21 protein-coding genes are annotated in these 21,732 nt (G+C 65.9%); 15 read left to right on the forward strand and 6 right to left on the reverse strand.

Annotation, left to right across the window (positions count from 1 at the left end):
• Nucleotides 1-369 precede the first annotated feature (369 nt).
• Nucleotides 370-1,509 carry a hypothetical protein gene (locus ASC68_RS12045; protein ID WP_055879165.1) on the reverse strand — a complete coding sequence of 380 codons (1,140 nt, stop codon included), beginning with the start codon at nucleotides 1,507-1,509 and terminating at the stop codon, nucleotides 370-372.
• The gene (locus tag ASC68_RS12050; protein ID WP_156387318.1) at nucleotides 1,506-2,231 is read right to left on the reverse strand and encodes a GNAT family N-acetyltransferase; all 726 of its coding nucleotides are present in this window, start codon (nucleotides 2,229-2,231) and stop codon (nucleotides 1,506-1,508) included. The genes ASC68_RS12045 and ASC68_RS12050 overlap by 4 nt, the downstream gene beginning before the upstream one ends.
• Before the next feature lie 249 nt (nucleotides 2,232-2,480).
• Between ASC68_RS12050 and ASC68_RS12055 the strand changes: the two genes are divergently transcribed.
• The 13 genes from ASC68_RS12055 to ASC68_RS12110 all read left to right on the forward strand — a co-directional run bounded on the left by ASC68_RS12055 (nucleotide 2,481) and on the right by ASC68_RS12110 (nucleotide 14,538).
• Nucleotides 2,481-2,912, forward strand: a complete 432-nt coding sequence (locus ASC68_RS12055) for a GNAT family N-acetyltransferase (RefSeq protein WP_055879169.1) — start codon at nucleotides 2,481-2,483, stop codon at nucleotides 2,910-2,912.
• A 273-nt stretch (nucleotides 2,913-3,185) separates the two neighbouring features.
• Nucleotides 3,186-4,421: an extracellular solute-binding protein gene (locus ASC68_RS12060; protein ID WP_055879172.1), complete on the forward strand. Its 1,236-nt coding sequence runs from the start codon at nucleotides 3,186-3,188 to the stop codon at nucleotides 4,419-4,421.
• Nucleotides 4,422-4,493: 72 nt separating this feature from the next.
• A complete protein-coding gene (locus tag ASC68_RS12065) occupies nucleotides 4,494-5,525 on the forward strand; it encodes a sugar ABC transporter permease (protein WP_055879174.1) in 1,032 nt (343 codons plus the stop codon).
• 2 nt (nucleotides 5,526-5,527) lie between these two features.
• Entirely contained in the window at nucleotides 5,528-6,412 is an 885-nt protein-coding gene (locus tag ASC68_RS12070) for a carbohydrate ABC transporter permease (RefSeq protein WP_055879177.1), read from the forward strand.
• A 5-nt stretch (nucleotides 6,413-6,417) separates the two neighbouring features.
• Nucleotides 6,418-7,476 (forward strand): sn-glycerol-3-phosphate ABC transporter ATP-binding protein UgpC, encoded by a 1,059-nt coding sequence (gene ugpC, locus ASC68_RS12075; RefSeq protein ID WP_055879180.1) that lies wholly within the window; start codon nucleotides 6,418-6,420, stop codon nucleotides 7,474-7,476.
• Nucleotides 7,476-7,628 carry a hypothetical protein gene (locus tag ASC68_RS28665; protein WP_156384577.1) on the forward strand — a complete coding sequence of 51 codons (153 nt, stop codon included), beginning with the start codon at nucleotides 7,476-7,478 and terminating at the stop codon, nucleotides 7,626-7,628. Before ugpC ends, ASC68_RS28665 begins: the two co-directional genes overlap by 1 nt.
• The gene (locus ASC68_RS12080) at nucleotides 7,625-9,004 is read left to right on the forward strand and encodes an amidase (RefSeq protein ID WP_055879182.1); all 1,380 of its coding nucleotides are present in this window, start codon (nucleotides 7,625-7,627) and stop codon (nucleotides 9,002-9,004) included. Before ASC68_RS28665 ends, ASC68_RS12080 begins: the two co-directional genes overlap by 4 nt.
• Before the next feature lie 86 nt (nucleotides 9,005-9,090).
• The gene (hisD, locus tag ASC68_RS12085; RefSeq protein ID WP_055879185.1) at nucleotides 9,091-10,416 is read left to right on the forward strand and encodes a histidinol dehydrogenase; all 1,326 of its coding nucleotides are present in this window, start codon (nucleotides 9,091-9,093) and stop codon (nucleotides 10,414-10,416) included.
• 1 nt (nucleotide 10,417) lies between these two features.
• On the forward strand, nucleotides 10,418-11,182 hold the full coding sequence (locus ASC68_RS12090; RefSeq protein ID WP_055879187.1) for an SDR family oxidoreductase: 765 nt from the start codon (nucleotides 10,418-10,420) through the stop codon (nucleotides 11,180-11,182).
• Nucleotides 11,167-12,255 (forward strand): LacI family DNA-binding transcriptional regulator, encoded by a 1,089-nt coding sequence (locus tag ASC68_RS12095; protein ID WP_055879190.1) that lies wholly within the window; start codon nucleotides 11,167-11,169, stop codon nucleotides 12,253-12,255. Before ASC68_RS12090 ends, ASC68_RS12095 begins: the two co-directional genes overlap by 16 nt.
• 49 nt (nucleotides 12,256-12,304) lie before the next feature.
• The gene (locus tag ASC68_RS12100) at nucleotides 12,305-13,345 is read left to right on the forward strand and encodes a cupin domain-containing protein (RefSeq protein WP_055879193.1); all 1,041 of its coding nucleotides are present in this window, start codon (nucleotides 12,305-12,307) and stop codon (nucleotides 13,343-13,345) included.
• Between the two features lie 46 nt (nucleotides 13,346-13,391).
• Entirely contained in the window at nucleotides 13,392-14,093 is a 702-nt protein-coding gene (locus ASC68_RS12105; protein WP_055879196.1) for an RraA family protein, read from the forward strand.
• 94 nt (nucleotides 14,094-14,187) lie between these two features.
• Nucleotides 14,188-14,538, forward strand: a complete 351-nt coding sequence (locus tag ASC68_RS12110) for an endonuclease domain-containing protein (protein ID WP_244488439.1) — start codon at nucleotides 14,188-14,190, stop codon at nucleotides 14,536-14,538.
• Nucleotides 14,539-14,610: 72 nt separating this feature from the next.
• Here the strand turns inward: ASC68_RS12110 and hisD (ASC68_RS12115) are convergent, their stop codons facing one another.
• Complete coding sequence (hisD, locus tag ASC68_RS12115) at nucleotides 14,611-15,897, reverse strand: histidinol dehydrogenase (RefSeq protein ID WP_055879201.1); 1,287 nt, start codon at nucleotides 15,895-15,897, stop codon at nucleotides 14,611-14,613.
• A gap of 264 nt (nucleotides 15,898-16,161) precedes the next feature.
• Here hisD (ASC68_RS12115) and ASC68_RS12120 point away from each other — a divergent pair, with 264 nt between their 5' ends.
• Both ASC68_RS12120 and ASC68_RS12125 read left to right on the forward strand, forming a co-directional pair.
• Nucleotides 16,162-16,902 (forward strand): alpha/beta fold hydrolase, encoded by a 741-nt coding sequence (locus ASC68_RS12120; protein ID WP_055879204.1) that lies wholly within the window; start codon nucleotides 16,162-16,164, stop codon nucleotides 16,900-16,902.
• Nucleotides 16,899-18,050 (forward strand): ester cyclase, encoded by a 1,152-nt coding sequence (locus tag ASC68_RS12125; RefSeq protein WP_055879205.1) that lies wholly within the window; start codon nucleotides 16,899-16,901, stop codon nucleotides 18,048-18,050. The genes ASC68_RS12120 and ASC68_RS12125 overlap by 4 nt, the downstream gene beginning before the upstream one ends.
• Before the next feature lie 127 nt (nucleotides 18,051-18,177).
• Here the strand turns inward: ASC68_RS12125 and ASC68_RS12130 are convergent, their stop codons facing one another.
• The 3 genes from ASC68_RS12130 to ASC68_RS12140 all read right to left on the reverse strand — a co-directional run bounded on the left by ASC68_RS12130 (nucleotide 18,178) and on the right by ASC68_RS12140 (nucleotide 21,715).
• Nucleotides 18,178-18,552: a hypothetical protein gene (locus tag ASC68_RS12130; protein ID WP_055879208.1), complete on the reverse strand. Its 375-nt coding sequence runs from the start codon at nucleotides 18,550-18,552 to the stop codon at nucleotides 18,178-18,180.
• Nucleotides 18,553-18,666: 114 nt separating this feature from the next.
• The gene (locus tag ASC68_RS12135; RefSeq protein WP_055879211.1) at nucleotides 18,667-19,980 is read right to left on the reverse strand and encodes an HlyD family type I secretion periplasmic adaptor subunit; all 1,314 of its coding nucleotides are present in this window, start codon (nucleotides 19,978-19,980) and stop codon (nucleotides 18,667-18,669) included.
• The gene (locus tag ASC68_RS12140) at nucleotides 19,970-21,715 is read right to left on the reverse strand and encodes a type I secretion system permease/ATPase (RefSeq protein ID WP_082528102.1); all 1,746 of its coding nucleotides are present in this window, start codon (nucleotides 21,713-21,715) and stop codon (nucleotides 19,970-19,972) included. The genes ASC68_RS12135 and ASC68_RS12140 overlap by 11 nt, the downstream gene beginning before the upstream one ends.
• Nucleotides 21,716-21,732 lie beyond the last annotated feature (17 nt).

Below are 21,732 nucleotides of genomic sequence, written 5' to 3' on the forward strand. Positions count from 1 at the left end.
TGGGTCAATGCATCCTGCGGGGCCGCGGCGGCCACATTGGGATCGAGCAAAGTCATCACGCAACTCCGTGGGTCAGGACATAGCGACGAGGCGCGGCTGAGCGGACACCACGAACGCTGAGCGACCACAGGAGCTGTGGGAGGCTTCGGCGGCGCTGGGGCGTGACGTTCGACATGGAGCAAATTGCACCACGACAGGCCGCACCGGCGCGAGAGCAGCCGTTGCTAATCTCGGCAGCCCCTTACAAATTGTGCCGCGAGAGCCGGCCCGATTGAGAACGCCATGCTATTTTTGAATTTAGTCCATAATTTTTGTGGACTAAATGTGTTGGCCCACAGCTCGAGTCCAGCGGTCCGATCGAACGCTACCCTACTGCCCCTGCAGCGCCCGCATTTCCGCAGTGTAGGAGGGCAGCAGTTGCACCAGGTCTGCCGCGGCGGCACCGAAATCGCCGATCGGCATATCGAGGCGCTTCTCGAAATAGGCGAGCGACAGGCCGGCTTTCGGCCGCGCCAGGGTGGTGGGGAGGGTCGTCATCGAGGCAAGGTAGAACCCCAATTCGCTGAGGTAGCCGCTCCGCAAGGTCGCGGTATCGGCCATGGTGCCGCCTGCCCTGAGGCCCGCCAGATAGCACTCGAACAGCTGCCGCTCGCTCCGCGCCACCTCGACGAAGCGCCTGCCCCAGCTCAGCGCCGATCCGATGAAGCGGCCACCATCGGCACCCAGCGGCTCGTTGCCGAGGCCGGCCCAGTCGATGGCGATGGTTTCGCCCGGCCGGTGAAAGAAGTTGCTGATCGGGCAATCGGCCAATCCCAGTGCATGCGGCAAGCTCTTCGACCGCTCAACCAGATCGAGATAGGCCGCCACATAGGCCACCACGGTCTCCACCGGCTGGTGCGCGCACATGGCGCGGACCATCGGCTCGTCCCGCAGCGCCAGGAGGTCGGAGGCGCGCGTCGCGAAATCGAAGCCCTCGGCGCTTTTCACCTGGAAATCGCTTCCGATCGGAAACTCGAATAGCGGGGCTTCGGCTGCCGCCCCGGCATTCCATAACCCGAGGTCGTACGCCATGGCGCCCAGTTGCTCGACCGAGAATGGCGGCGCCTCCGCCTCGGTCAGATCCTCGAGCCAAAGGATGGTCAGGGTGTCGTTGGGCCGCGAGATGTGAAAACACTTGGCTGGCCTCAGACCACCACCACCGCCGACGAAATATCGCCTCTCGTAGACCAGCACCTCGTTGCGCGGGTCGACCGGCGTGCCGAGAACATTGGGCACCGAGAGGTCGATCAGCTTGGTCACCGAGGACCAGGCGCCCCCGGCGCCGCCCGCCGACGCAAGCCCCGAGACCCGAACGATGCCGATTGTTCGAGGATCGGCATGCGGTGTTTCGATCTCGGCGAAGGCCACCGATTGCACGTCCGCGTCAGCAACGTCGAGCACACGGGAGGCAACCTGGGCCAACTCGGCAGGCGGGATGGCGGCGAAGATCCGCGCCAGTTGCTCCTTCATCGGTCAGCTTGCCCGGCCTCGCCGGTGCGCTTCACGAGGCTCAGGTAGAAGGTGCTGCGATGCGTGAACCCAAGTGCCTCGTAGAGCCGGATCGCAGCGATGTTGCCATCATCGACGCCGAGGAACGGCGTTCGGCCAGCATCGACGATTTCCTGCATCACGGCCGAGACGACCGCCCTGGCGTAGCCCCTGCCCCGATAGTCGGGGTGGGTGCAGACGGTGGCGACTTCGGTGTAGCGGTCGAAGCGCAGCCGTTCACCCGCCAGCGCCACCAGCTTGGCGCCATCGAAGATACCGCGGAAATTACCCAGCTCCAGGGCACGTGGGCCAAGCGGCCCCGGGCGCGCCACATCCACCAATGCCAGCATCTGCGGAAAATCGGCCACACTCAGCCGGAACGTCGCGATGTCAGGTGCAGCCGGGATTGGCCCATCCGCAACCATCTGCAGGACCGGCTTGACCGATTGCACCTCGAGCTCAGCGGTGGATTGAAGCACCTGGGGGGCGATGACGAGGATTTCCTCCCCAACAGCCATCGCCCAGGCGAGCGTCGACAGGTTGGCCGGCGAAACCGCTTCGAGGGCCACGACACGGGCGATGTCGGGCGACAGCAGCCGGATGCGACCGACCGCCCGGCTGTAGCCTGCCCACGCCCCGTTCAGGGCGTTCCAGAGATGATTATCGAGTGGATGAAGCACCAATCCGTCAGCCAACGTCGTCACTTCCTCCACAGATACGACCAACCATAGGTGTTTGAACAGATCAACGCCAGTTGATGTGACGCCTCACATCAGTCGAACGGCCAATGAATTCTGCATAACTCCACCAGGACGAGCAGACGTGCTAGCGTTTGTCTCGGATTGGCACCTTGAGGGACAGGATATGACGGGTCGCGTGCGCCTGGGGCTGATGGGGGCGAGCGCCTGGGCTAAGCTGCTGCGCGACTATGACGTCCGGAGGCCGGCTGACCCGTGACCATTACCCGCCCCGCGTTCGGCACCCCGGGTTGGGACGATGCCCTCGTGCTGCGTCGCGCCGTGCTGCGCACGCCACTGGGGCTCGACTTCACCGCTGCCGATATTGCCGCTGAAGCCGGCGATACCCTGTTCGCCGCTTATCGCGATGCGAGGCTTATCGGTGTCGTCATGCTCAGGCCTGAGGGCGTGGACAGCGTCAAGTTGCGCCAGATGGCCGTTGCCGAGGATATGCGGGGCCAGCGTGTCGGCGAACATTTGCTCGAGGCATTCGAGGCACATGCCCGCGCCCTCGGGGTGCGTCATATCGGGCTCGCGGCGCGCCGCACCGCGATCGGCTTTTACGAGCGGCAGGGCTACGCCGTGGACAGTGACGAGTTCATCGAGGTGACGATCCCGCATCGGCACATGAGCAAGACGCTGCGCTGAGGGTGGCCTCAGCCGGCTGCTCGCACGGCAGTTGTCGACGTCGCGCCCTCCCCTTATGGCTTGATGGACAAAGCAAAAATCCACAGCCGCACACCGCCATGCATTCGTATGCAGAATCAATTTGCATTCGTATGCAAAATTGTCATAGCGTTTGCACATCGCAGGCACGGCGACCCCGAAACGCTCCTTCGTCCCTCGGGTCTGTCGCAGCTCCTGCGCGGGAGAACATCACCTGGGCATGAGGAACAGCCCGGTGAACACAGGAGAGACGAGATGAAGCATTTTCTGGCGGCCGGCGTGTCCATCGCGGCGCTCTGTCTAGGCGCAGGCGCGGCGTTTGCCGATTGCGGGGTCACCGCGGGTTCGGTTCGCATTCTGTCGAACGACTTCGAGGCGCTGCGCCTCGTCAACAGCACGGCTGAGGAGTGCGCCACCGATGCGGTGAAGGTCACCGCCAACGCCACTGCCGAGCACAAGAACCTGCAGGTGCCGGCACTCTCGATCAATCCGGCCGAGTACACCGTGGCCGTGGTCGCCAACAACTCGATCGTACCGCTGCTCAACGACAACCTGATCCGGCCGCTCGACGACCTGGTCGCAAAGTATGGCCAGGACCTGCAACCCAACCAGTTGATCAAGATCGACGGCAAGGTCATGGCCATCGCCTTCATGGGCAACGGCCAGCACCTGTTCTACCGCAAGGACATCCTCGACAAGGCCGGCGTCGCCGCGCCCAAATCCTGGGACGACGTGCTCGCTGCCGCCAAGGCGATCAAGGATGCCGGGCTGATGGAAACCCCGCTGGCCGCCAGCGTGAAGCCGGGTTGGGATCTCGCCGCCGAGTTCGTCAACGGCTATCTCGGCACCGGTGGCGAGTTCTTTGCCCCCGGCAGCGCCGAGCTCGCCATCGACAACGACAATGGCTTGAAGGTGCTCGAGACCATGAAGGCGATGACCGCCTACATGGACCCTGATTACCTCACCTTCGACGCCAACGGCATCAAGGCCGAGTACGAGGCGGGCAAGGTCGCCATCATGAACGAGTGGGGCTCGCTTGCCGGTGCCACGCTGGATGCCGAAGGCGCCGCCGACGGCGTCGTCGCCAACACCGTGCTCGCCGCCGCGCCGACCATTGCCGGCCAGTCCATCCCGGGCGCCGCGCTGTGGTGGGATGGCTTCACCATCGCCAAGAACATCTCGGACGAAGATGCCGAGGCCTCGTTCCGCGCCATGGTGCACGGCATCAGCCCGGATATGGTGGCCAAGAACGCTGCCGTCGCCACCTGGCTGGTCAAGGGCTACACCCCCGGCCCAGCAGCGGTCGGCGTCATCGCCAATGCTACCGGTGGCGCCCGTGCCTACCCGATGCAGCCCTATATGGGCCTGCTGCACACAGCGCTCTCGGCCGAGCTCGCCGAATTCATGGCCGGCCAGGAGGATGCGAAGCAAGCGCTTGCCGACGTGAAGGCGGCCTATGACACTGCCGCCAAGGAAGGCGGCTTCCTCTAAGCCCGGTTCATCGGGAGAGGCCACCGTTCTCCGGCCTCTCCCGACTTCTGTCAGCCGAACTGGAGGCGCTCGATGCCGCATAAGACATTCTTCGCCTTCATTCTCCCATCGCTGATCGCGATGGTGCTGTTCATCGCCCTGCCCATCGTCTCGGTGGTGGTGCAATCATTCTATGTCGAACACGGGCGCATCCTCGTCGAAGTCGAGAACTGCCAGCCGTTCGGCGGCTGCACCAAGGAGGTGCGGGTCGACGCCGACGCGACCGCCAGGCTCGAACAGGAACAGCCGCTCGGCCAGTTCAACGGGCTCGGCACCTACCTCAACCGCGGGCACCTGGCGGTCAACGAGCTCGGCGCCATCTTCGCCGATAACCGCGGGCTCGCCGACGTCCTCACCCGCATCTACAACCTGCCCTTCTATAAGGCACTCGCTTTCACCCTGGTGTTCTGCTTCGTGGTGACGCCGCTCGCCATGGCGCTGGGCTTTCTGATCGCGCTGGCGGTCAACACCATCCCCCGCTTCATCAAGGGGCCGGTGATCTTCTTCTCGCTGCTGCCGATGATCATTACGCCGCTGGTCGGCTCGCTCATCCTTTACTGGATGATCCACCCGCAAGGCATTATCGGCGCCACCATCCAGGACATCTTCAACGATCCGCGCCTGTCGCTGCGCGCCTCGCCGCTGCTGACCTGGCTGTCGCTGCTGTTCTACGGCATCTGGACCAATGCGCCGTTCTCCTTCGTGGTGTTCTATGCAGGGCTGCAGACCGTGCCGGCCGATACGCTGGAATCGGCGATGATCGACGGCGCCTCGCGCTGGGAGCGCATCCGTTTCGTCATCATGCCCCACCTCGCGCCGCTCGCGACCTTTGTCGCCCTGGTGCAGTTGATGGACAATTTCCGCGTCTTCGAACCGATCGTCGGGTTCTCGGCCGAGGCCAATGCCACCTCGCTGAGCTGGATGATCTTCAACGACCTCTCGGGCGATGCCCAGCTGTTCGGCTCGGCCGGCGCTACCTCGGTGCTGACCATTGTCGGCGTGGTCATCCTGCTGCTGCCGGTGCTGGTACGCACCTGGCGCGAATTCAACCACAAGGTGGTGTGACGATGTCGGACTCCATCGCGCTCCGGCGCCCGCTGCCGCTCAAGCTGATCGTCTCCGCCTTCATTGTGCTGTGGGTGATCCTCGCCGCCTTCCCGTTCCTCTGGACGGTGTGGGGGTCGTTCAAGGTCGAGGTCGACTTCTTCTCCCGCGAGAGCTGGTGGAACGCCATCTTCGGCACCAACACTATCAAGGAGACGGGTTCGGCTTTCACCGGCGACGGCTACTACGGTGCCTGGGTAACGCGCGAATTCTGGCGCGCCGTGTTCAACACCGCGATCGTCACGGTGTCGGTGACCATCATCTCGCTGACGCTCGGAACGCTCGGCGGCTATGCCCTCGCCCGCTCGGGCCAGCGCTATGCTTTCTGGATCCTGATCGCGGCGCTGGTGTTCCGCGCCATGCCGCACATCACTTTGGTCTCGGGCTACCTCCTCCCCTTCTTCCAGCTCAACATCTGGGGCGTACTGCCGACCTCGATCATCGTCCTCGTGGCCATCAACCAGCCGTTCACGCTGTGGATGCTGCACTCGTTCTTCCTGTCGATCCCCAAGGATCTTGATGAGAGCGCCATGGTCGATGGCTGCTCGCGTTTCGAGGCGTTCCGCCGCGTCATCATCCCGGTGATGTGGCCAGGCGTGGTGACCACCGGGCTGTTCAGTTTCCTGCTTGCCTATAACGACTTCGCCACCACCTCGATGCTGCTCAGTGCCGACAACCAGACCATGGTGCCCAAGATCTCGAGCTTCCTTGGCTCGGTGCAGGAACAGGGCAATGTCATGTACGCGGTGGCCGCGGTGGTCTCGGCGACGGTGCCGCTATTCATTCTCGTGCTCTTCTTCCAACGCCAGATCGTCAGCGGGCTCACCGCCGGCGCAGTGAAAGGCTGATCCCGATGGCCCGGATCCAACTCAAGAACGTGTCGAAGCGCTGGACCAATTTCGTCGGCGTCAAGGAATTCAGCCTCGATATCGCCGACCAGGAGTTTCTGGTGCTGCTCGGCCCATCGGGCTGCGGCAAGACCACCACCATGCGGATGATCGCCGGGCTTGAGGATGTCAGCGACGGCGAGATCTGGATCGGCGACCGGCTGGTCAACAAGCTCGAGCCCAAGGACCGCGACATCTCGATGGTGTTCCAGAGCTATGGGCTCTACCCCAACATGACGGTGTACGAGAACATCCGCTTTCCGCTGAAGGTGCGGAAAGTGCCGACCGAGCAGCACCATGAGCGGGTGATGCGCGCCAGCAAAATGGTGGAGCTCGACGAGTTCCTCGAGCGCCGCCCCGCCGCCCTTTCGGGCGGGCAGCGGCAGCGCGTGGCGCTGGCCCGCGCCATCGTGCGCGAACCCAACGCCTTCCTGATGGACGAGCCGCTTTCCAACCTTGATGCCAAGCTGCGCGTCTCGACCCGGGCGCAGATCAAGAACCTGCACCACACGCTGAAGACCACCACCATTTACGTGACGCATGACCAGATCGAAGCCATGACACTGGCCGACCGCGTCGTGGTGATGAGCCGCGGCGTGGTGCAACAGGTGGGCACCCCGATGCAGATCTACGATCGGCCCGCCAATACCTTCGTTGCCGGCTTTATCGGCTCGCCCGCGATGAATCTGGTGCCGGGCGACATCGCCGACGGGGTGTTTCGCGGCGAGAACATCGAAGTCGCCGGCCTGCCCCGTGGGGCAAAGGGCCCGGTGACGCTCGGCTTCCGAGCCGAGGATGCGACGCTCGCCGGCGAAGGCGGCAACGTCGCCGCGCCAATCTATTCGGTGGAACTGCTCGGCGAAGCCACGATGATTTCGATGCGGGCCGGCGGCGAGCTGGTATCGATCAAGACTGCCAAGGATTATCGCGCCCAGATCGGCGACCTGGTGCGGGCCAATATCGCGCCAGGCGCCTGCCACCTGTTCGACCGCACCAGCGGCGAGCGCATCGAGGCGGCCGCCTGATGTACGACACGCCAAGCAGCGCAGACCTCGCAGAAGCTGCTAGAAAGCAGCGGATCGCCATTGCGCCCGCCGAACTGCCGGCGGTGCTCGCCGGAGCCCGCTGGCTCGAGGGCTGCATGGCGCTGTTGAGGAAATCGGACCTGCTGCGTTGAGTGCTGCTGACTATTCGATCGGAACTGCCGGCGCGCGCCTGCGTGATGGCTCGCTGACCGCGGTGGCGCTGGTCGAGGCTCACCTCGCTCGGATCGGGGCGCGCGACACGCGCTACCATTCCTTCGTCACCGTGACGGCGGAACGGGCGCTGGAGGATGCCGCACGGGCCGACCGGGAGCTCGGTGAAGGGGTCGACCGCGGGCCGCTGCACGGCATCCCTATCGGGCTCAAGGACCTGATCGACACGGCGGGCATCCGCACCACCTCAGGTTCGCGGCTGTTCGCGGCCCATGTCCCGGCCCGTGACGCCGCCGTCGCCGAGCGGCTGCGCGCCGCCGGAGCGGTGCTGCTCGGCAAGCTCACGACCTATGAGTTCGCGCTGGTCGGACCGAGCTTCGACCTGCCCTTCCCCGCCTCTCGCAACCCCTGGAATACCGAGCACATCACCGGCGGCTCGTCCTCCGGGTCGGCCGCCGCGGTGGCCGGCGGCTTGCTGCGCACCAGCATCGGCACCGATACCGGCGGCTCGATCCGCAGCCCGGCCAGCTATTGCGGCGTCGTCGGGCTGAAGCCGACTTACGACCGCGTCTCTCGCGCCGGCGTCTTCCCGCTCTCTCCGTCGCTCGACCATGTCGGGCCGATCAGCGCCAGTGTCGAAGAAGCGGCCCTGACGCTCGACGCCATCGCCGACGGCTGCAACGCCACGGCGCGGCTTGCCGAGGGGATCGAAGGGCGACGTATCGCCTATGCCCGCGCGTGGTTCGCCAACGACCCCGCAACGAGCCCGGCAGTCATCGCCGCGATGGACGATGCTGTCTCGGCCCTGTCGCTGCGGGGCGCGCGGATCGAGGAAGTCTCGCTGCCGGATTATCACCTCTTCGAGGCGGCCGGTGCGGTGATCATCCAGGCCGAGGCACTGGCGGTGCACACCGAGTTGCTGCGCAGCCGCGGCGACGAATACGGCGTGCTCGCCCGGCGCAACTTGCTGAGCGGCCTGAGCCTCAGTACCGACGATGTCGCCCTCGCCCGGCGCGCTGCGGACGAGTTGGCCCGCCGCATCGAGGCCGAAATCTTCGGACGGTTCGACGCGTTGGTGACCGTCAATACACTCACCCCCGCCCTGCCCTTTTCCGCCTTCGACGGAGAAACCTCGGTGTGGACGCACATGCGCACCCTGCCGTTCAACCTGACGCGCAACCCGGTGCTGGCGCTGCCGATCGGCTTTACCGCCGGCCTGCCGCTCGGCATGCAGGTGGTCGGCCGGCTGGGCGACGAAGCCGGCATCTGCGCCATCGGCCAGGCGTTCGAAAACGCCACCGACCACGCAGTGCAGCGCCCTCCCCTAAGGTCTGATATCGATTTGCAGCCCGCCTGAGTAAGCTGCGACTTTACTTCGTTGCATACGTATGCAACGGTAGCTAATGTGACACAACAACTCAAGAAGCAGTGCGGGAGCGGGCAATGGCGCGTTGGTTGAAGCAGAGCAAGACGGTCGAGGAGCGCGCCGAGGCCAATAAGCAGGTGCGCCTGACGGTCGAGACCATCCTCGCCGATATCGAGAAGCGCGGCGACGACGCGGTGCGCGAGCTGTCCCGCAAGTTCGACGGCTGGGATCGCCCCGACTATCGTCTGAGCCAGTCCGAGATCGACGCCTGCATCGCGCAGCTTTCTGAGCAGGACTTGACCGACATCAGGTTCGCCCAGACCCAGGTGCGCAACTTCGCGAGGGCGCAGAAGGGCACCATGCAGGAGCTGGCGATCGAGACCCTGCCCGGCGTGACGCTGGGCCACAAGCACGTGCCGATCGCCTCGGTGGGCTGCTACGTCCCCGGCGGCAAATATCCACTGCTCGCTTCGGCCCATATGTCGGTGCTGACCGCCAAGGTCGCCGGCTGCGGCCGCGTCATCACGTGCGCTCCGCCATTCAACGGCAAGGCGGCGCCGGCGATCGTCGCGGCGCAGCACATGGCCGGTGCCGACGAGATCTACGTGCTAGGCGGCATCCAGGCGGTCGGCGCCATGGCCATCGGCACCGCAAGCATCAAGCCGGTCGATATGCTGGTCGGCCCCGGCAACGCCTATGTGGCGGAAGCCAAGCGCCAGCTGTTCGGCCGCGTCGGCATTGACCTGTTTGCCGGCCCCACCGAGACCCTCGTCATCGCCGACGAAACCGTCGATGGTGAACTCTGCGCCACCGACCTGCTCGGCCAGGCCGAGCACGGCCCGACTTCCCCGGCGATCCTTCTCACCAATTCCGAGAAGCTGGCGCGCGACACCATGGATTATGTCGAGCGGCTGCTGAAGATCCTCCCGACCGGCGAAGTGGCGCGGCAATCCTGGCTGGATTTCGGCGAGGTGATCGTCTGTGACAGCTATGAGGAAATGGTCGAGGTCGCCGACCGCATCGCGTCGGAGCACGTGCAGGTGATGACCGATCGCGACCTGTGGTTCCGAGATACCCTGCAGAACTATGGCGCGCTGTTCCTCGGGCCGCGCACCAATGTCGCCTATGGCGATAAGGTCATCGGCACCAACCATACGCTGCCCACCATGAAGGCGGCCCGCTACACCGGCGGGCTGTGGGTGGGCAAGTTCCTCAAGACCTGCACCTGGCAGATCGTCGAATCCGACGAAGCCTCGGCGATGGTCGGTGAATATGCCTCGCGGCTCTCGATGCTCGAAGGCTTTGCCGGCCATGCCGAGCAGGGCAATATCCGGGTCCGCCGCTACGGCGGGCGCAACGTTCCCTACGGTACCGCCGCCAGCCCCAAGGCGGCCGCCGAGTAAGATGAGCCTGCCGCGCACCCCCAGCATCCGGCTCGACGGCAAGCGCGCCCTGGTGACGGGTGGCACGCGCGGCATCGGGCTGGGCGCTGCGGTGGCGCTGGCGGAGGCTGGCGCGGCGGTGACCATCACCGCCCGTACTGCCTCCGACGTCAAAGCGGTGGTCGCCGAGATGCGGCAAGCCGGCCTCGATGTCGCCGGCGCCGCGCTCGATGTCACCGATCTCACGGCAAGCGCCGAGCTGATCGCCGCGAGCCCGCCCTTCGACATTCTCGTCAACAGCGCCGGTGGCGCGCGGCACGGCGAATTCCTGGACGTAACGGAGGCCGATTACGACGCGGTGGCCGGGCTCAACCTCAAGGCGCTGCTGTTCGTCTCGCAGGCGGCGGCGCGGCGGCTGGTCGAAACCGGCCGGCCCGGCTCGATCATCCACATCTCCTCGCAGATGGGCTATGTGTCGGCGCCGCGTCGGGCGGTCTATTCGGCCACCAAGTTTGCGGTGGAAGGCCTCAGCAAGGGCATGGCCATCGAGCTGGGACCACACAATATTCGCGTCAACACGATCTGCCCGACCTTCATCGAAACCGAGATGACGGCGAAAAACCTGAGCGATGCGGATTTTCGTGGCTGGGTATTGGGCAAGATCAAGCTGGGGCGGCTGGGGCGGATCGAGGACATCATGGGACCAGTGGTTTTCCTCGCCTCCGATTGGGCGGCGATGATTACCGGCTCGGCATTGATGGTGGATGGCGGATGGACGGCGGAATAACCAAGAAGGCGCCAGTCACCTCGTCGCAGGTGGCCGAGCACGCGGGCGTCAGCCAGTCCGCCGTGTCGCGCACCTTCACGCCCGGCGCATCGATCTCACCCAAGACCCGCGCCAAGGTGCTGGCCGCCGCCAAGGAGCTGGGCTATCGGCCCAATGCCATTGCCCGCTCGCTGATCACCAACCGATCGCGCATCATCGCCGTGGTGATGGCCTATCTCGAGAACCTGTTCTACCCCGACGTGCTTGAGGAACTGGGCCGGCGGCTCTCGGCCGAGAACTATCACATGCTGCTGTTCACCGGCTTCAAGGACCGCGACAGCGACCCGGTGTTCGACCAGCTGATGCAGTATCGCGTCGACGGCATCATCCTCGCCTCGACGTCGCTCAGCTCCGAGCTTGCCGCCGAATGCGCCGTGGCCGGCATCCCCGTGGTGCTGTTCAACCGCACCACCGAACGCGACGAAACCTCGTCGGTCACCACGCGCAACCACGAAGGCGGCCGGCTGCTCGGCGAGTTCCTGATCGCCGGTGGCCACAAGAGTTTTGGCTATGTCGCCGGACTCGAGAACTCCTCGACCAATCGCGACCGCTTCGGCGGTTTCCGCGAGGCGCTGGCGGCGCATGGCATCACCGAGATCGAAATCCGCACCGGCAATTATTCGCGCAGCGAGGCCGAGGCCGCGGCGCGCGAGCTGCTCGCCCTGCCCCATCGCCCCGAGGCGATCTTCGTTGCCAATGACCACATGGCGGTGGCGGTGATGGATGTGGCTCGACATGAGTTCGGCCTCCGGATCCCCGAGGACCTGTCGATCGTCGGCTATGACGATGTCGGACCGGCCCGCTGGCCGAGCTACGGCATCACCTCGGTCACCCAGCCGATCGAGCCGATGGTCGAAGCCACGGTCGATATCCTGATGGACCAGATCCACTCGGGCGAGATCGAACCGCAGCACAAGGTGCTGCCCGGCGAACTGATCGTCCGCAGCTCCGCTCGCCTGCCCAAGGCCGGCATATTCGAGGTCGATGGCCAGCGCCTGTACCGCCCGGGGGCAACTAAGAGAGTCCCGCTTTGATGGCGCGCGCTGTGCATACGAATGCATCTGAAAAGGAAAGGAAATTCCAATGAGCGACTGGACCCTGGAGGCGATGGAGAAGCGCCTCGTCCGCTATGCCGATCTCAAGGGCCTGAAGAACGCCTTCATCGACGCCCGCACCCCGGGCTCGGATCGGAAGGAGAATTTCACCATCATCGGTCCGGGCGTCTCGGAGAACCCGGCGCAGGTGGTGCATATCCCAGAGGCGCATGGCTTCAACATCGGCGCGGCGCGCCAGCCCTTCGGCTGCACCAACAGCCAGCATAGCCACCTCACTGCCGAGACCTTCGTGGTACACACCGGCAAGTGGCGCTTCGTCTTCGGCGCCAACAAGGACGAGGGCTATATCGACGTCGAGCCCGGTGACGTGGCGACGGTGCCCACCCACATGTTCCGCGGCTTCGAAAAGCGCGATGAAGGCACTGGCTTTCTGTTCGTGGTGCTCGGCCACGACGATCCGGGCAAGGTGGTCTGGGCCCCGTCGGTGTTCAAGATGGCCGAGGATTTCGGGCTGAAGCTGCTGAAGGGCGGCAAACTGATCGATACGACGCTGGGCGAGAAGGTGCCCGAGGGCGCCGAAATGGAACAGCCGCCTGACGCGCAGAAGCTCAAGGAGTTGGCGACGCCGCCGATGTCCGAGCTTGCGAAATATGCGGTGAAGGCTGCCGACATGCGAGCCAATCCCAACTCGCCGCTGTCAGGCCCGGGCGTCGAGGAAGACGCGCTGATCGGCGACGTCGATGCTGGCGACGGTTTTGCGGCAGGGCCGATCATCGGCCACTGGCAACACGATTTCGCCCTGCGCCGGCTGAAGCTTGAAACCGGCGCGACGATTCCCGCGCATGCGCGCTCGGAACAGGAAGTGATCTTCGTCCAATCCGGCACGCTCGAGTTCAACTGGGATGGCGGCAAGCTGATCCTCGGCGCCGGCGACACGCTGACTGTGCCGATCGGCCTCATGCACGGCTATCGCAACCCGGCTTCGGCCGACGCCATCGCCTTCGTCATCCGTGGCGCCGCCGCCCCTGCCGCTCCGGTGTTCGCCGAAGGCCGCGTCGCAGCGGAATAAGCACCAGGCGGGCCGCGCGCCCGCCCTTCACTCCCGGGAGAACCTGATGCCGGCCATTTCAGCCGAAACGCTCGCGGTGCTGCGCCGCAACGACACCCCCACCGTCTGCAATGCGCTGGAACATGTGATGGGTGGCCGCACCGCCGAGGGCTTCACCAAAAGCCCGACGGTCTCGGCCGACCCCAGCCTGCCGCCGGTCGTCGGCTTTGCCCGCACCGCAAAGATCCGCGCCTCGTCGCCGGCCCAGAAGCCGGCTGCCGAAATCCGGGCCCTGCGCATGGCCTATTACGAATACGTCTCGGCCGGCGCCGGCCCGAACGTCGTGGTGATCGAGGATACCGACTGGCCGCACTGCATCGGCGGCTTCTGGGGCGAGATGCAGGTGGCCCAGCACAAGGGTCTGGGGCTCGCCGGGACGCTGACCAACGGCGTGCTGCGCGATCTCGGCATGCTCGACCCCGGCTACCAGGTGATCGCCGGCTCGGTCGGCCCCAGCCACGCCTTCGTCCACGTCACCGAGCTCGACGTGCCGGTGACGGTGTTCGGTATGGCGGTTAAGCCGGACGACCTGATCCACGCCGACCGGCACGGCGCCGTGGTGATCCCGGCCCAGCATATCGAGAAGATGCCGGCCGCCATCGACATTGTGGTTCGGAAGGAGCAGCCGATCCTGCGCGCGGCCAGAGCCCCGGGGTTTACGGTGGAAAAGCTGCGGGCGGCTTGGCTGGAGGCGGACGGGATTAAGTGACGAGCTCCGCAGTCGGCGAACCTCTCCCGCTTGCGGGGGAGGGGGACCACGCTTTAGCGTGGTGGAGGGGGGAGCGCCACGCGCGGAGCTGATCTTGCGGGCACCAGACTTCATTCGCGAGCGGGCGAAGGACATGCGGCGCGTCATGACGCCGTCGGAAAAGACCCTATGGTTTCTGCTCCGGCGCAAGGAGCTCGGACTATACTTTCGCCGCCAGCACCCGATCGGCCCCTACATTCTCGACTTCTATTGCGCTGCGGCCAAGCTTTGCGTCGAAGTCGATGGCCCGATGCACCAGGAGCGAACTGAACGCGACCAGCGACGAACCGCGTGGTTGGCGAAAGAAGGGATCAGAGTGATCCGTTTTACCGTTGACGAGATCGGCGCAAGGCCGGCGGTGGTGCTGGCAACTATCGCGCGTGGGGCACCCCCCTCCACCGCCTGACGGCGGTCCCCCTCCCCCGCAAGCGGGAGAGGTTCGCCGACTGTCCGCCTCGGCGCAAAACTCAGAAGTCCCCTACCCCTGCATCCGATCTAGCCGCAGCTGCGCCGCGCGCCTGTGCCCCTCGAGTGTCTCGCTGGCGCTCTGGCGGGCGGCCGGCGGCGCGACCGCCTTCACCCCGCGCTCGTCGAGCCACTGGTGGGTGGCGATCTTCACATAGGCGCCCACCCATAGCCCACCGGTATAGCGCCCTGCCCCCATAGTGGGCAGCGTATGGTTGGTGCCGACGCATTTGTCGGAGTAGACGACGCTGGCCAACTGCCCGATGAACAGCGAGCCGTAGTTACGGAGCTTGTTGGCCATCGCCTGTGGGTCGGCGGTGTGCACCTGCAGGTGCTCGGCGGCGACATAATCGGAATAGGCGATCAGCGCTGCTTCATCGTCACAGACGACGATCTCGCCATAGTCCTTCCACGCCACCCCGGCCACCGGCGCGGTCGACAGCGTCTCGAGCTGGCGTTCAACCTGCTTGAGCGTCGCCTCGGCCAGGGCCCGGTCGATGGTGATCAGCCCGACGCGGGTGCGCACATCGTGCTCGGCCTGTGCCAGCATGTCGGTGGCGATCATTTCGGCGTCCCCCGTCGCGTCGGCGACAATGAAGATCTCCGAGGGGCCGGCGAGCTGGTCGATGCCGACCGGGCCGAACACCTGGCGCTTGGCCTCGTTGACGAAGGCATTGCCGGGCCCGACGATCTTGTTGACCGCCGGCACGCTCTCGGTGCCATAGGCCATGGCGGCAATTGCCTGCGCCCCGCCGATCCGGAAGATACGGTCGGCGCCCGAGAGGTGGCAGCCGGCGATCATTGCCTTGTGAGCATTGGGCGGCAGGCAGGCGATCACCTCATCGACGCCGGCGACCTTGGCCGGCACGATGGTCATGATCGGCGCGGACAGCAGCGGATAGCGGCCGCCCGGCACGTAGCAGCCGACCCGCTCGATCGGGATGACGCGGTGGCCGAGGTGCACCCCGGGCAGCGTCTCGATCTCGAGCGGCAGGATGGTTGCGAGCTGCGCCTCGGCGAAGCGGCGCACATTGGCGATGGCGAATTCGGTATCGGCCCGGGTCTGCGGGTCGAGTTCGGCCAGCGCCGCCTCGCGCTCGGCCGCCGTCACCTCGAACACCGCGACATCGGCCTTGTCGAACTTCTGGCTGTAGTCGCGCACCGCCGCGTCGCCGCGCTCGCGCACATTGCTGATGATCTCGGTGACCAACGCCTCGACCGGAGCGTTGTCGCTCACCTGATTGCGGGACGGTGCCTTGACGTAGCTGATGCCCGAGGGCGCGCGGGTTGAATCGGACATGAGGAAGCGGCCTCCGGTTGAAGGTGAAAGCGTGGTTTCGCAGGTGTTTCGAGCCTTGTCGGCCCGACGCAGAAACCTCTTGCATACGTATGCAGTATTTGCCAGTGTTTTCTTCGCGGACGCCGATCGGCCTTTCGTAGGCCTCGCTATCGGCTCCCCCGACCCGGAAGAACAGATGCCGACGGCGATGCGCCAGAGTTCCGAGATTCACCGCGACCCGAGGTTGCCGCAGCGCCCTCGCGGGTTTGGCGTTAGGATGCCCGGATGCTGACGACAGCTGGCGCTCCCCTGCTGATGTTGCCTGGAACGCTCTGCGACGAGCGGGTGTTCGCCGCGGCCACCTCGGCGCTCGGCCGCCAGCGTTACACGGTCGAGATGGCGGGCGAACTGAGCGCCCCACAGATGGCGCGGCGCGTGCTCGAACTGGCGCCGCCCCGCTTTGCCCTGCTCGGGTTCTCGCTCGGCGCCATTGTCGGGCTCGAGGTGGTGGCCCAGGCGCCGGATCGGGTCGAGCGGGTCGCGCTCCTCGGCTGCAACGCCCGCGCCATGCCGGCCGAACGCGCCGCCGCTCGCCGCGCCGCCGTGGCGAAGGCAGCGCAGGAGGGCACGGCCGGTCACATTGCCGACGTCTGGGACAACTCGGTGCCGGCCTGGCGGCGTGACGACGCGGGGCTCCGCGCCGAGCTCGAGGCCATGGCCACCAGCACCCTCCTCACCACCTTCGAGGAGCAGATTGAAATATCGATCAATCGGGACGACCGGCGACCGGGCCTCACCGCCATCTCCGTGCCGGCGCTCGTCGCCTGTGGCGCGGAGGATCGCGTCTGCCCGCCCGAACTCAGCCGCGAAATCGCCGACGGCATTGCCGGCGCCCGCCTCGCCATTGTCGACCGCGCCGGCCACTACCTGACCCTCGATCAACCGGAAATCACCGCGCAGCTGCTGGCCGAATGGCTGGCCGCTCCCGCCCAACCGAACAGCATCGCCTCCAAGGAGTTCTCATGAGCGACGACGACAAGGCCAAGACCGCCCGCATTGCCCGCATCGACACCCCCAAGGAGCAGGTGCTGCAGGTGGAGCGGCGCGATTATCCCGAGCTGACGCCGACCGACCGGCCCCGCAGCCAGTCGCTCGACGGCTTCGACGAGGTCTATACCGACATCGTCGATTACATCGTGCGCTGCACCCACAAGATCTGGGACGAGCGTGATATCGGGCTGATCTACACCCACTACACCCATAACTGCGTGCTCTACGGCACTATGGGAACGATCTACAACCGCGAGGACGTGGTGCGCGACACCATCCAGCGGCTGGTCAGCTTCCCCGAGCGCCGCGGCATGGCCACGCAGGTGATCTGGAACGGCAACGACAAGGACGGGTTCTACACCTCGCACCTCGTCACCGGCTCGGGCCGCCACACGCAGTTCGGCCATCTCGGCCAGCCCACCGGCCGGCCGTTCGTATCGCGGACCATCGCCGACTGCATGATCCTGAGGAACAAGATCTACCGCGAGTGGGTGGTGGCGGACACCGCGGCGATCATCCGCCAGCTCGGGCTCGACCTCGATGCCTTCGCGCTGCGCTTCGCCAAGGCGGCACTCGACCGCGGCCAGACCAACCTCGATATCGGCGAGAACCGGCGCCTGCTCGGCCAGTATCCGCCCGAGACCGAGGCCGACACCTCGATCGCCAACAACGACCTCGAGGCCGAGACGCTGCGCTGGACCCACGAGGTGTTCAACAAGCGCATGTTCGGCAAGATCAGCGAGATCTATGCCCCGACCGTGCAGTATCACGGCCCCAACATGAAGGAGCTCTACGGTGTCGCCGCGGTGATCCATCAGCATCTGGGACTGGTCGGCTCGCTGCCCGACGCCGCCTATATGCCGCAATATATCTGCTCGGTGCCCAGCGAAGAGGGCGGCACCAAGGTCGCCGTGCGCTGGATCATCGAGGGCCACCACCTCGGCTACGGCATCCTCGAAAGCCTCGGCGAGCACCCGACCGGCAAGCGCGTCCAGGTGATGGGCATGACCCACTACCACTACAAGAACGGCAAGATCGTCGACGAGTGGACCGTCTATGACGAGCTGAGCCTGTTGACCCAGGTGAAGCTGGCCCAGCTGACCGACGCCCCTGCGGCCGCGTAAGGCATTGGGATAGAGCTGGGTGCGAGGGCGTCAGCGCCCCTCGCACCGGGGCAAAGCACAGTTCCAGAAACAACGGACTTCAGGTGCTCAGCGATACGACAGCACTATCCCGCGCTGGGACGAACGCCTACCGACTGAGCACCGACCGCTTCGTCGACTCCTGGCCGTCGCCGTAGGTACGTATGAAGTAGCCTCGATACCCCCGATGTAGCTCCCGGCATCGACGAGCCATCATCTGCGTAGCAGTCGGTGTGGTGCTGACGACGACAGTGATGGCCAGCGCCTCGCCGTTTGGAACAGTCTCCAGCTCGCCCAAGTCCTTCACCCAGCGCTCCGCCGCTACGGGGCTGGTACGGATCCAGCCCAGGTAGCCGACCAACTGGTCGTCGGCTGCAAATACCGCGATGTGGTTCCCGCTCTTCAGTTGCGCCCTGACGATCGCGCTGGCCTGGTCAAGACGGAAGCCGGCAAATGGGGCATAGCCGGCAAGCAGTTCCAGCACTGCACCATATGCAGCGTAGGTTGGAGCAAGTGGCTGAATTCGCAACGGATGGCGCACTTTTGGGCGAATGTCCTGGCTGTCGGAGGGCATCAGATAGGTGGGGCCCGCGCCCCGTCAATCCTCGCGGAACGTGTGCATCACCTGGTCGAGCAGCGGCTTCATCAGGTAGCTGAGCACCGTCCGGTTGCCGGTCTCGATGAAGGCGTCGGCAGGCATGCCCGGGACCAACCGCGTTCCTGCCGGCAACAGCGCCAGCTGTTCGCTCCCGACCGAAATCCGCACCGTGTAGAAGGACGCACCGGTGGTCGGGTCGACCGAGGTGGCCGGTGAAATGGCGCGGACCGAGGCCATCAGCTCCGGCGTAGTGCGGGTATCGAGGCTCGAGAGGTGCAGCACCACCTCCTGCCGTTCCGCCACCTTGTCGACATCCATGGGGCTGACCCGGGCATCGACCACGATGTCGGGATTGGCCGGCACGATCAGCATCAGTGTCTCGCCGGCAGAAACCACGCCGCCCACCGTCTGCACCTTCGACTCGTGGATCATGCCCGGCTGCGGCGCGCGAAGCTCCAGCCGCTGCAGCCGATCCTCGGCGGCAATCTTTTGCTGCAGCAGCTCGGCGATGCTGACATTGACCTGCTGCAGTTCCTCAAGCACCTGGGCCTGGAACGCGTCGCGCAGCTGCGCGTGGGCGATCTCGCGCTCGGCGATCGACGCTCTCGCGGCCGCGATATCGGTATCGATCCGTCCGATCTCGCCGGCGATGCCGGCGCGCTGGGTCTTGTTAGCATTGGTGCGGCCGACATTGGTCAGCCCGTCATCGAGCAGCTCGTTGAGGCCGCGCCACTCTTCCTCTAGCACCTCGAGCTGCGTGCTGAGCGCGGCCCGCTGCGCCCCAAGGCCAGCGATCTGCTGCATCAGCTGCTCGCCCTGCTCCTCGAGCCCCGCCTGCTGGCCTTCCAGCGACAACGCCCGCGACTGTCTCAGCCGCTCCTGCTCGGCGTAGACAGCCTCGAAACCCGGACCGGGGGTCCAGCCGGGAGCCGATGGATGCTGCATCTGAGCAGCATTGCTGCCTTCCGCCACGAGGCGCGAACGCCGCGCCAGCATGTCATCAAGCTGCGCCTCAACCACGGCCAGCGAGGCCTCGACCGAGGTGCCATCGAGCCGCAGCAGCAACTGGCCCTGTTCGACCAGCTCATCGTTCTCGACCAGGATCTCGGCGACGATGCCGCCCTCCTGATGCTGCACCCGCTTGGCCCCGCCTTCGACCACCACCGTGCCGCTCGCCACCACCGCCCCGGCAATCTCGGTCAGCGAGGCCCAGAGGCCGAGCCCGCCAACCACCGCGACGGTCAGCCCGACGGCGAACGCCGAATGTCGCTTGAGGCTGCTGCTGGCCTGGGCCTCAGCGCTATCACTGGACATTGGGCACCACGGCTATGCTTCTCTGCTTGGTCGCCGGAGCGGGCTGCGTCGCCGCCACGGGCTTGGTCGCCGGTGGCGGCTGCGCAATCCGGGCGAGGATTTCGTCCTTGGGCCCGAACGCCTGCTGCCGCCCGCCGCGCATGAACAGCACCTTGTCAGCAGCGACGATAGCGCTCGGACGATGCGCCACGATGGCGACAATGGCGCCGCGCGCCTTGGCCGCCTTGATCGCTTCGGTCAACGCCTGGTCGCCCTCGGGATCGAGATTGGAGTTCGGCTCGTCGAGGATGATGAGGAACGGATTGCCATAGAGCGCCCGTGCCAGCCCGATCCGCTGGCGCTGGCCCGACGAGAGCGCGGCGCCGCGCTCGCCGATCAGCGTTTCATAACCCTTGGGCAGCGAGGCGATCAGCTCGTGCACCTGCGCCGCCGTCGCCGCGGCGAACAGCGCCTGCTCGTCGGCGTCGGGCTGGAAGCGCGAGATGTTCTCGGCGACGGTGCCGGCGAACAGTTCGACGTGCTGCGACAGGTAGCCGACATGCCGGCCCAGCCGATCGGCATCGAAATGGCTGAGTTCGGACCCATCGAGGCGGATCTCGCCCTGCAGCACCGGCCACGCGCCCACGAGCGCACGGGCCACGGTGGATTTGCCGGAGCCCGATGGCCCCAGGATGCCCACGGCCTCACCGGCCTGGAGCTCGAAGGTCACGCCCTGCACGATGACCGCGTGACGGCTCGGCCCCGCGGCGAGCTGCTGGACGCTGAGGCTGTGCGATGGCGCCGGCAGCGTCACCTCCGGCTGCCGGGTCTGGGTGGCAGAGAGCGCACTGGCGAGCCGGCGCCAGGCCTGCCGCGCCGCAACGAAGGCCCGCCATTGCCCGGTGATCTGTTCGATCGGCGCCAGCGCCCGCGACGAAATGATCGAGGCGGCGATCATCACCCCGCCGGTGGCTTCGTTGCGAATGACCAGATAGGCGCCCGCCGCCAGCACCGCCGATTGGAGCAGGAAGCGGAACGACTTGGTGAGTGCCGAATAGAGACCGCTGCTGTCGCCGGCCCGCCTTTGCGCCTGGTTGAGCTCGGCGCTGGCGCCCTTCCAGCGCGCGACAATGGCCGGCATCAGCCCCATCGCCGCCACCGACTCGGCGCTGGAGCGCGCATCGTCGAACTGCGTCTGGCGCCGGGCGGTGGCCACCGCCACGTCCTTCGAAGGCCGCTGCGACAGCAGCTCGTTGGCGACCAGCAGCAGCGTCATGACCACCGCACCGCCCACCGTCACCCAGCCGAGCAGCGGATGCAGCAGGAAGATCGCTGCCACATAGACCGGTAGCCACGGCAGATCGAACAGCGACATCGGCCCGGGCCCGGCGAGGAACTGGCGCACCGAATCGACATCGCGCACCGGATCGGCCTGCGGCCCGGTCTGGCTCAGGAGTTTTGCCCGGATCCCCGCCTGGAACGCTAATGGCGCAACGGTCGCATCGACCAGCGCGGAAAAGCGCGCCGCCATCCGCGTCCGCACCACCTCGACGATGGCATAGACCCCGTACATGCCGACCACCAGCAGGGCCAACGCCCACAGCGTCGGCAGCGACCGGCTCGGCAGCACCCGATCATAAACCTGCAGCATGAAGATCGAGCCGACCAGCATGATGAGGTTGGAGAGCAAGCTCACCAACGTGAAAGCAGCAATCGGGCCGGCTGCTTTCGCAGCCAGCCCAAGAAGCGTGGGCATCGCGCCCTGCCCATTCG

Source organism: Devosia sp. Root105 (genome assembly GCF_001424865.1).
Lineage (GTDB): Bacteria > Pseudomonadota > Alphaproteobacteria > Rhizobiales > Devosiaceae > Devosia_A.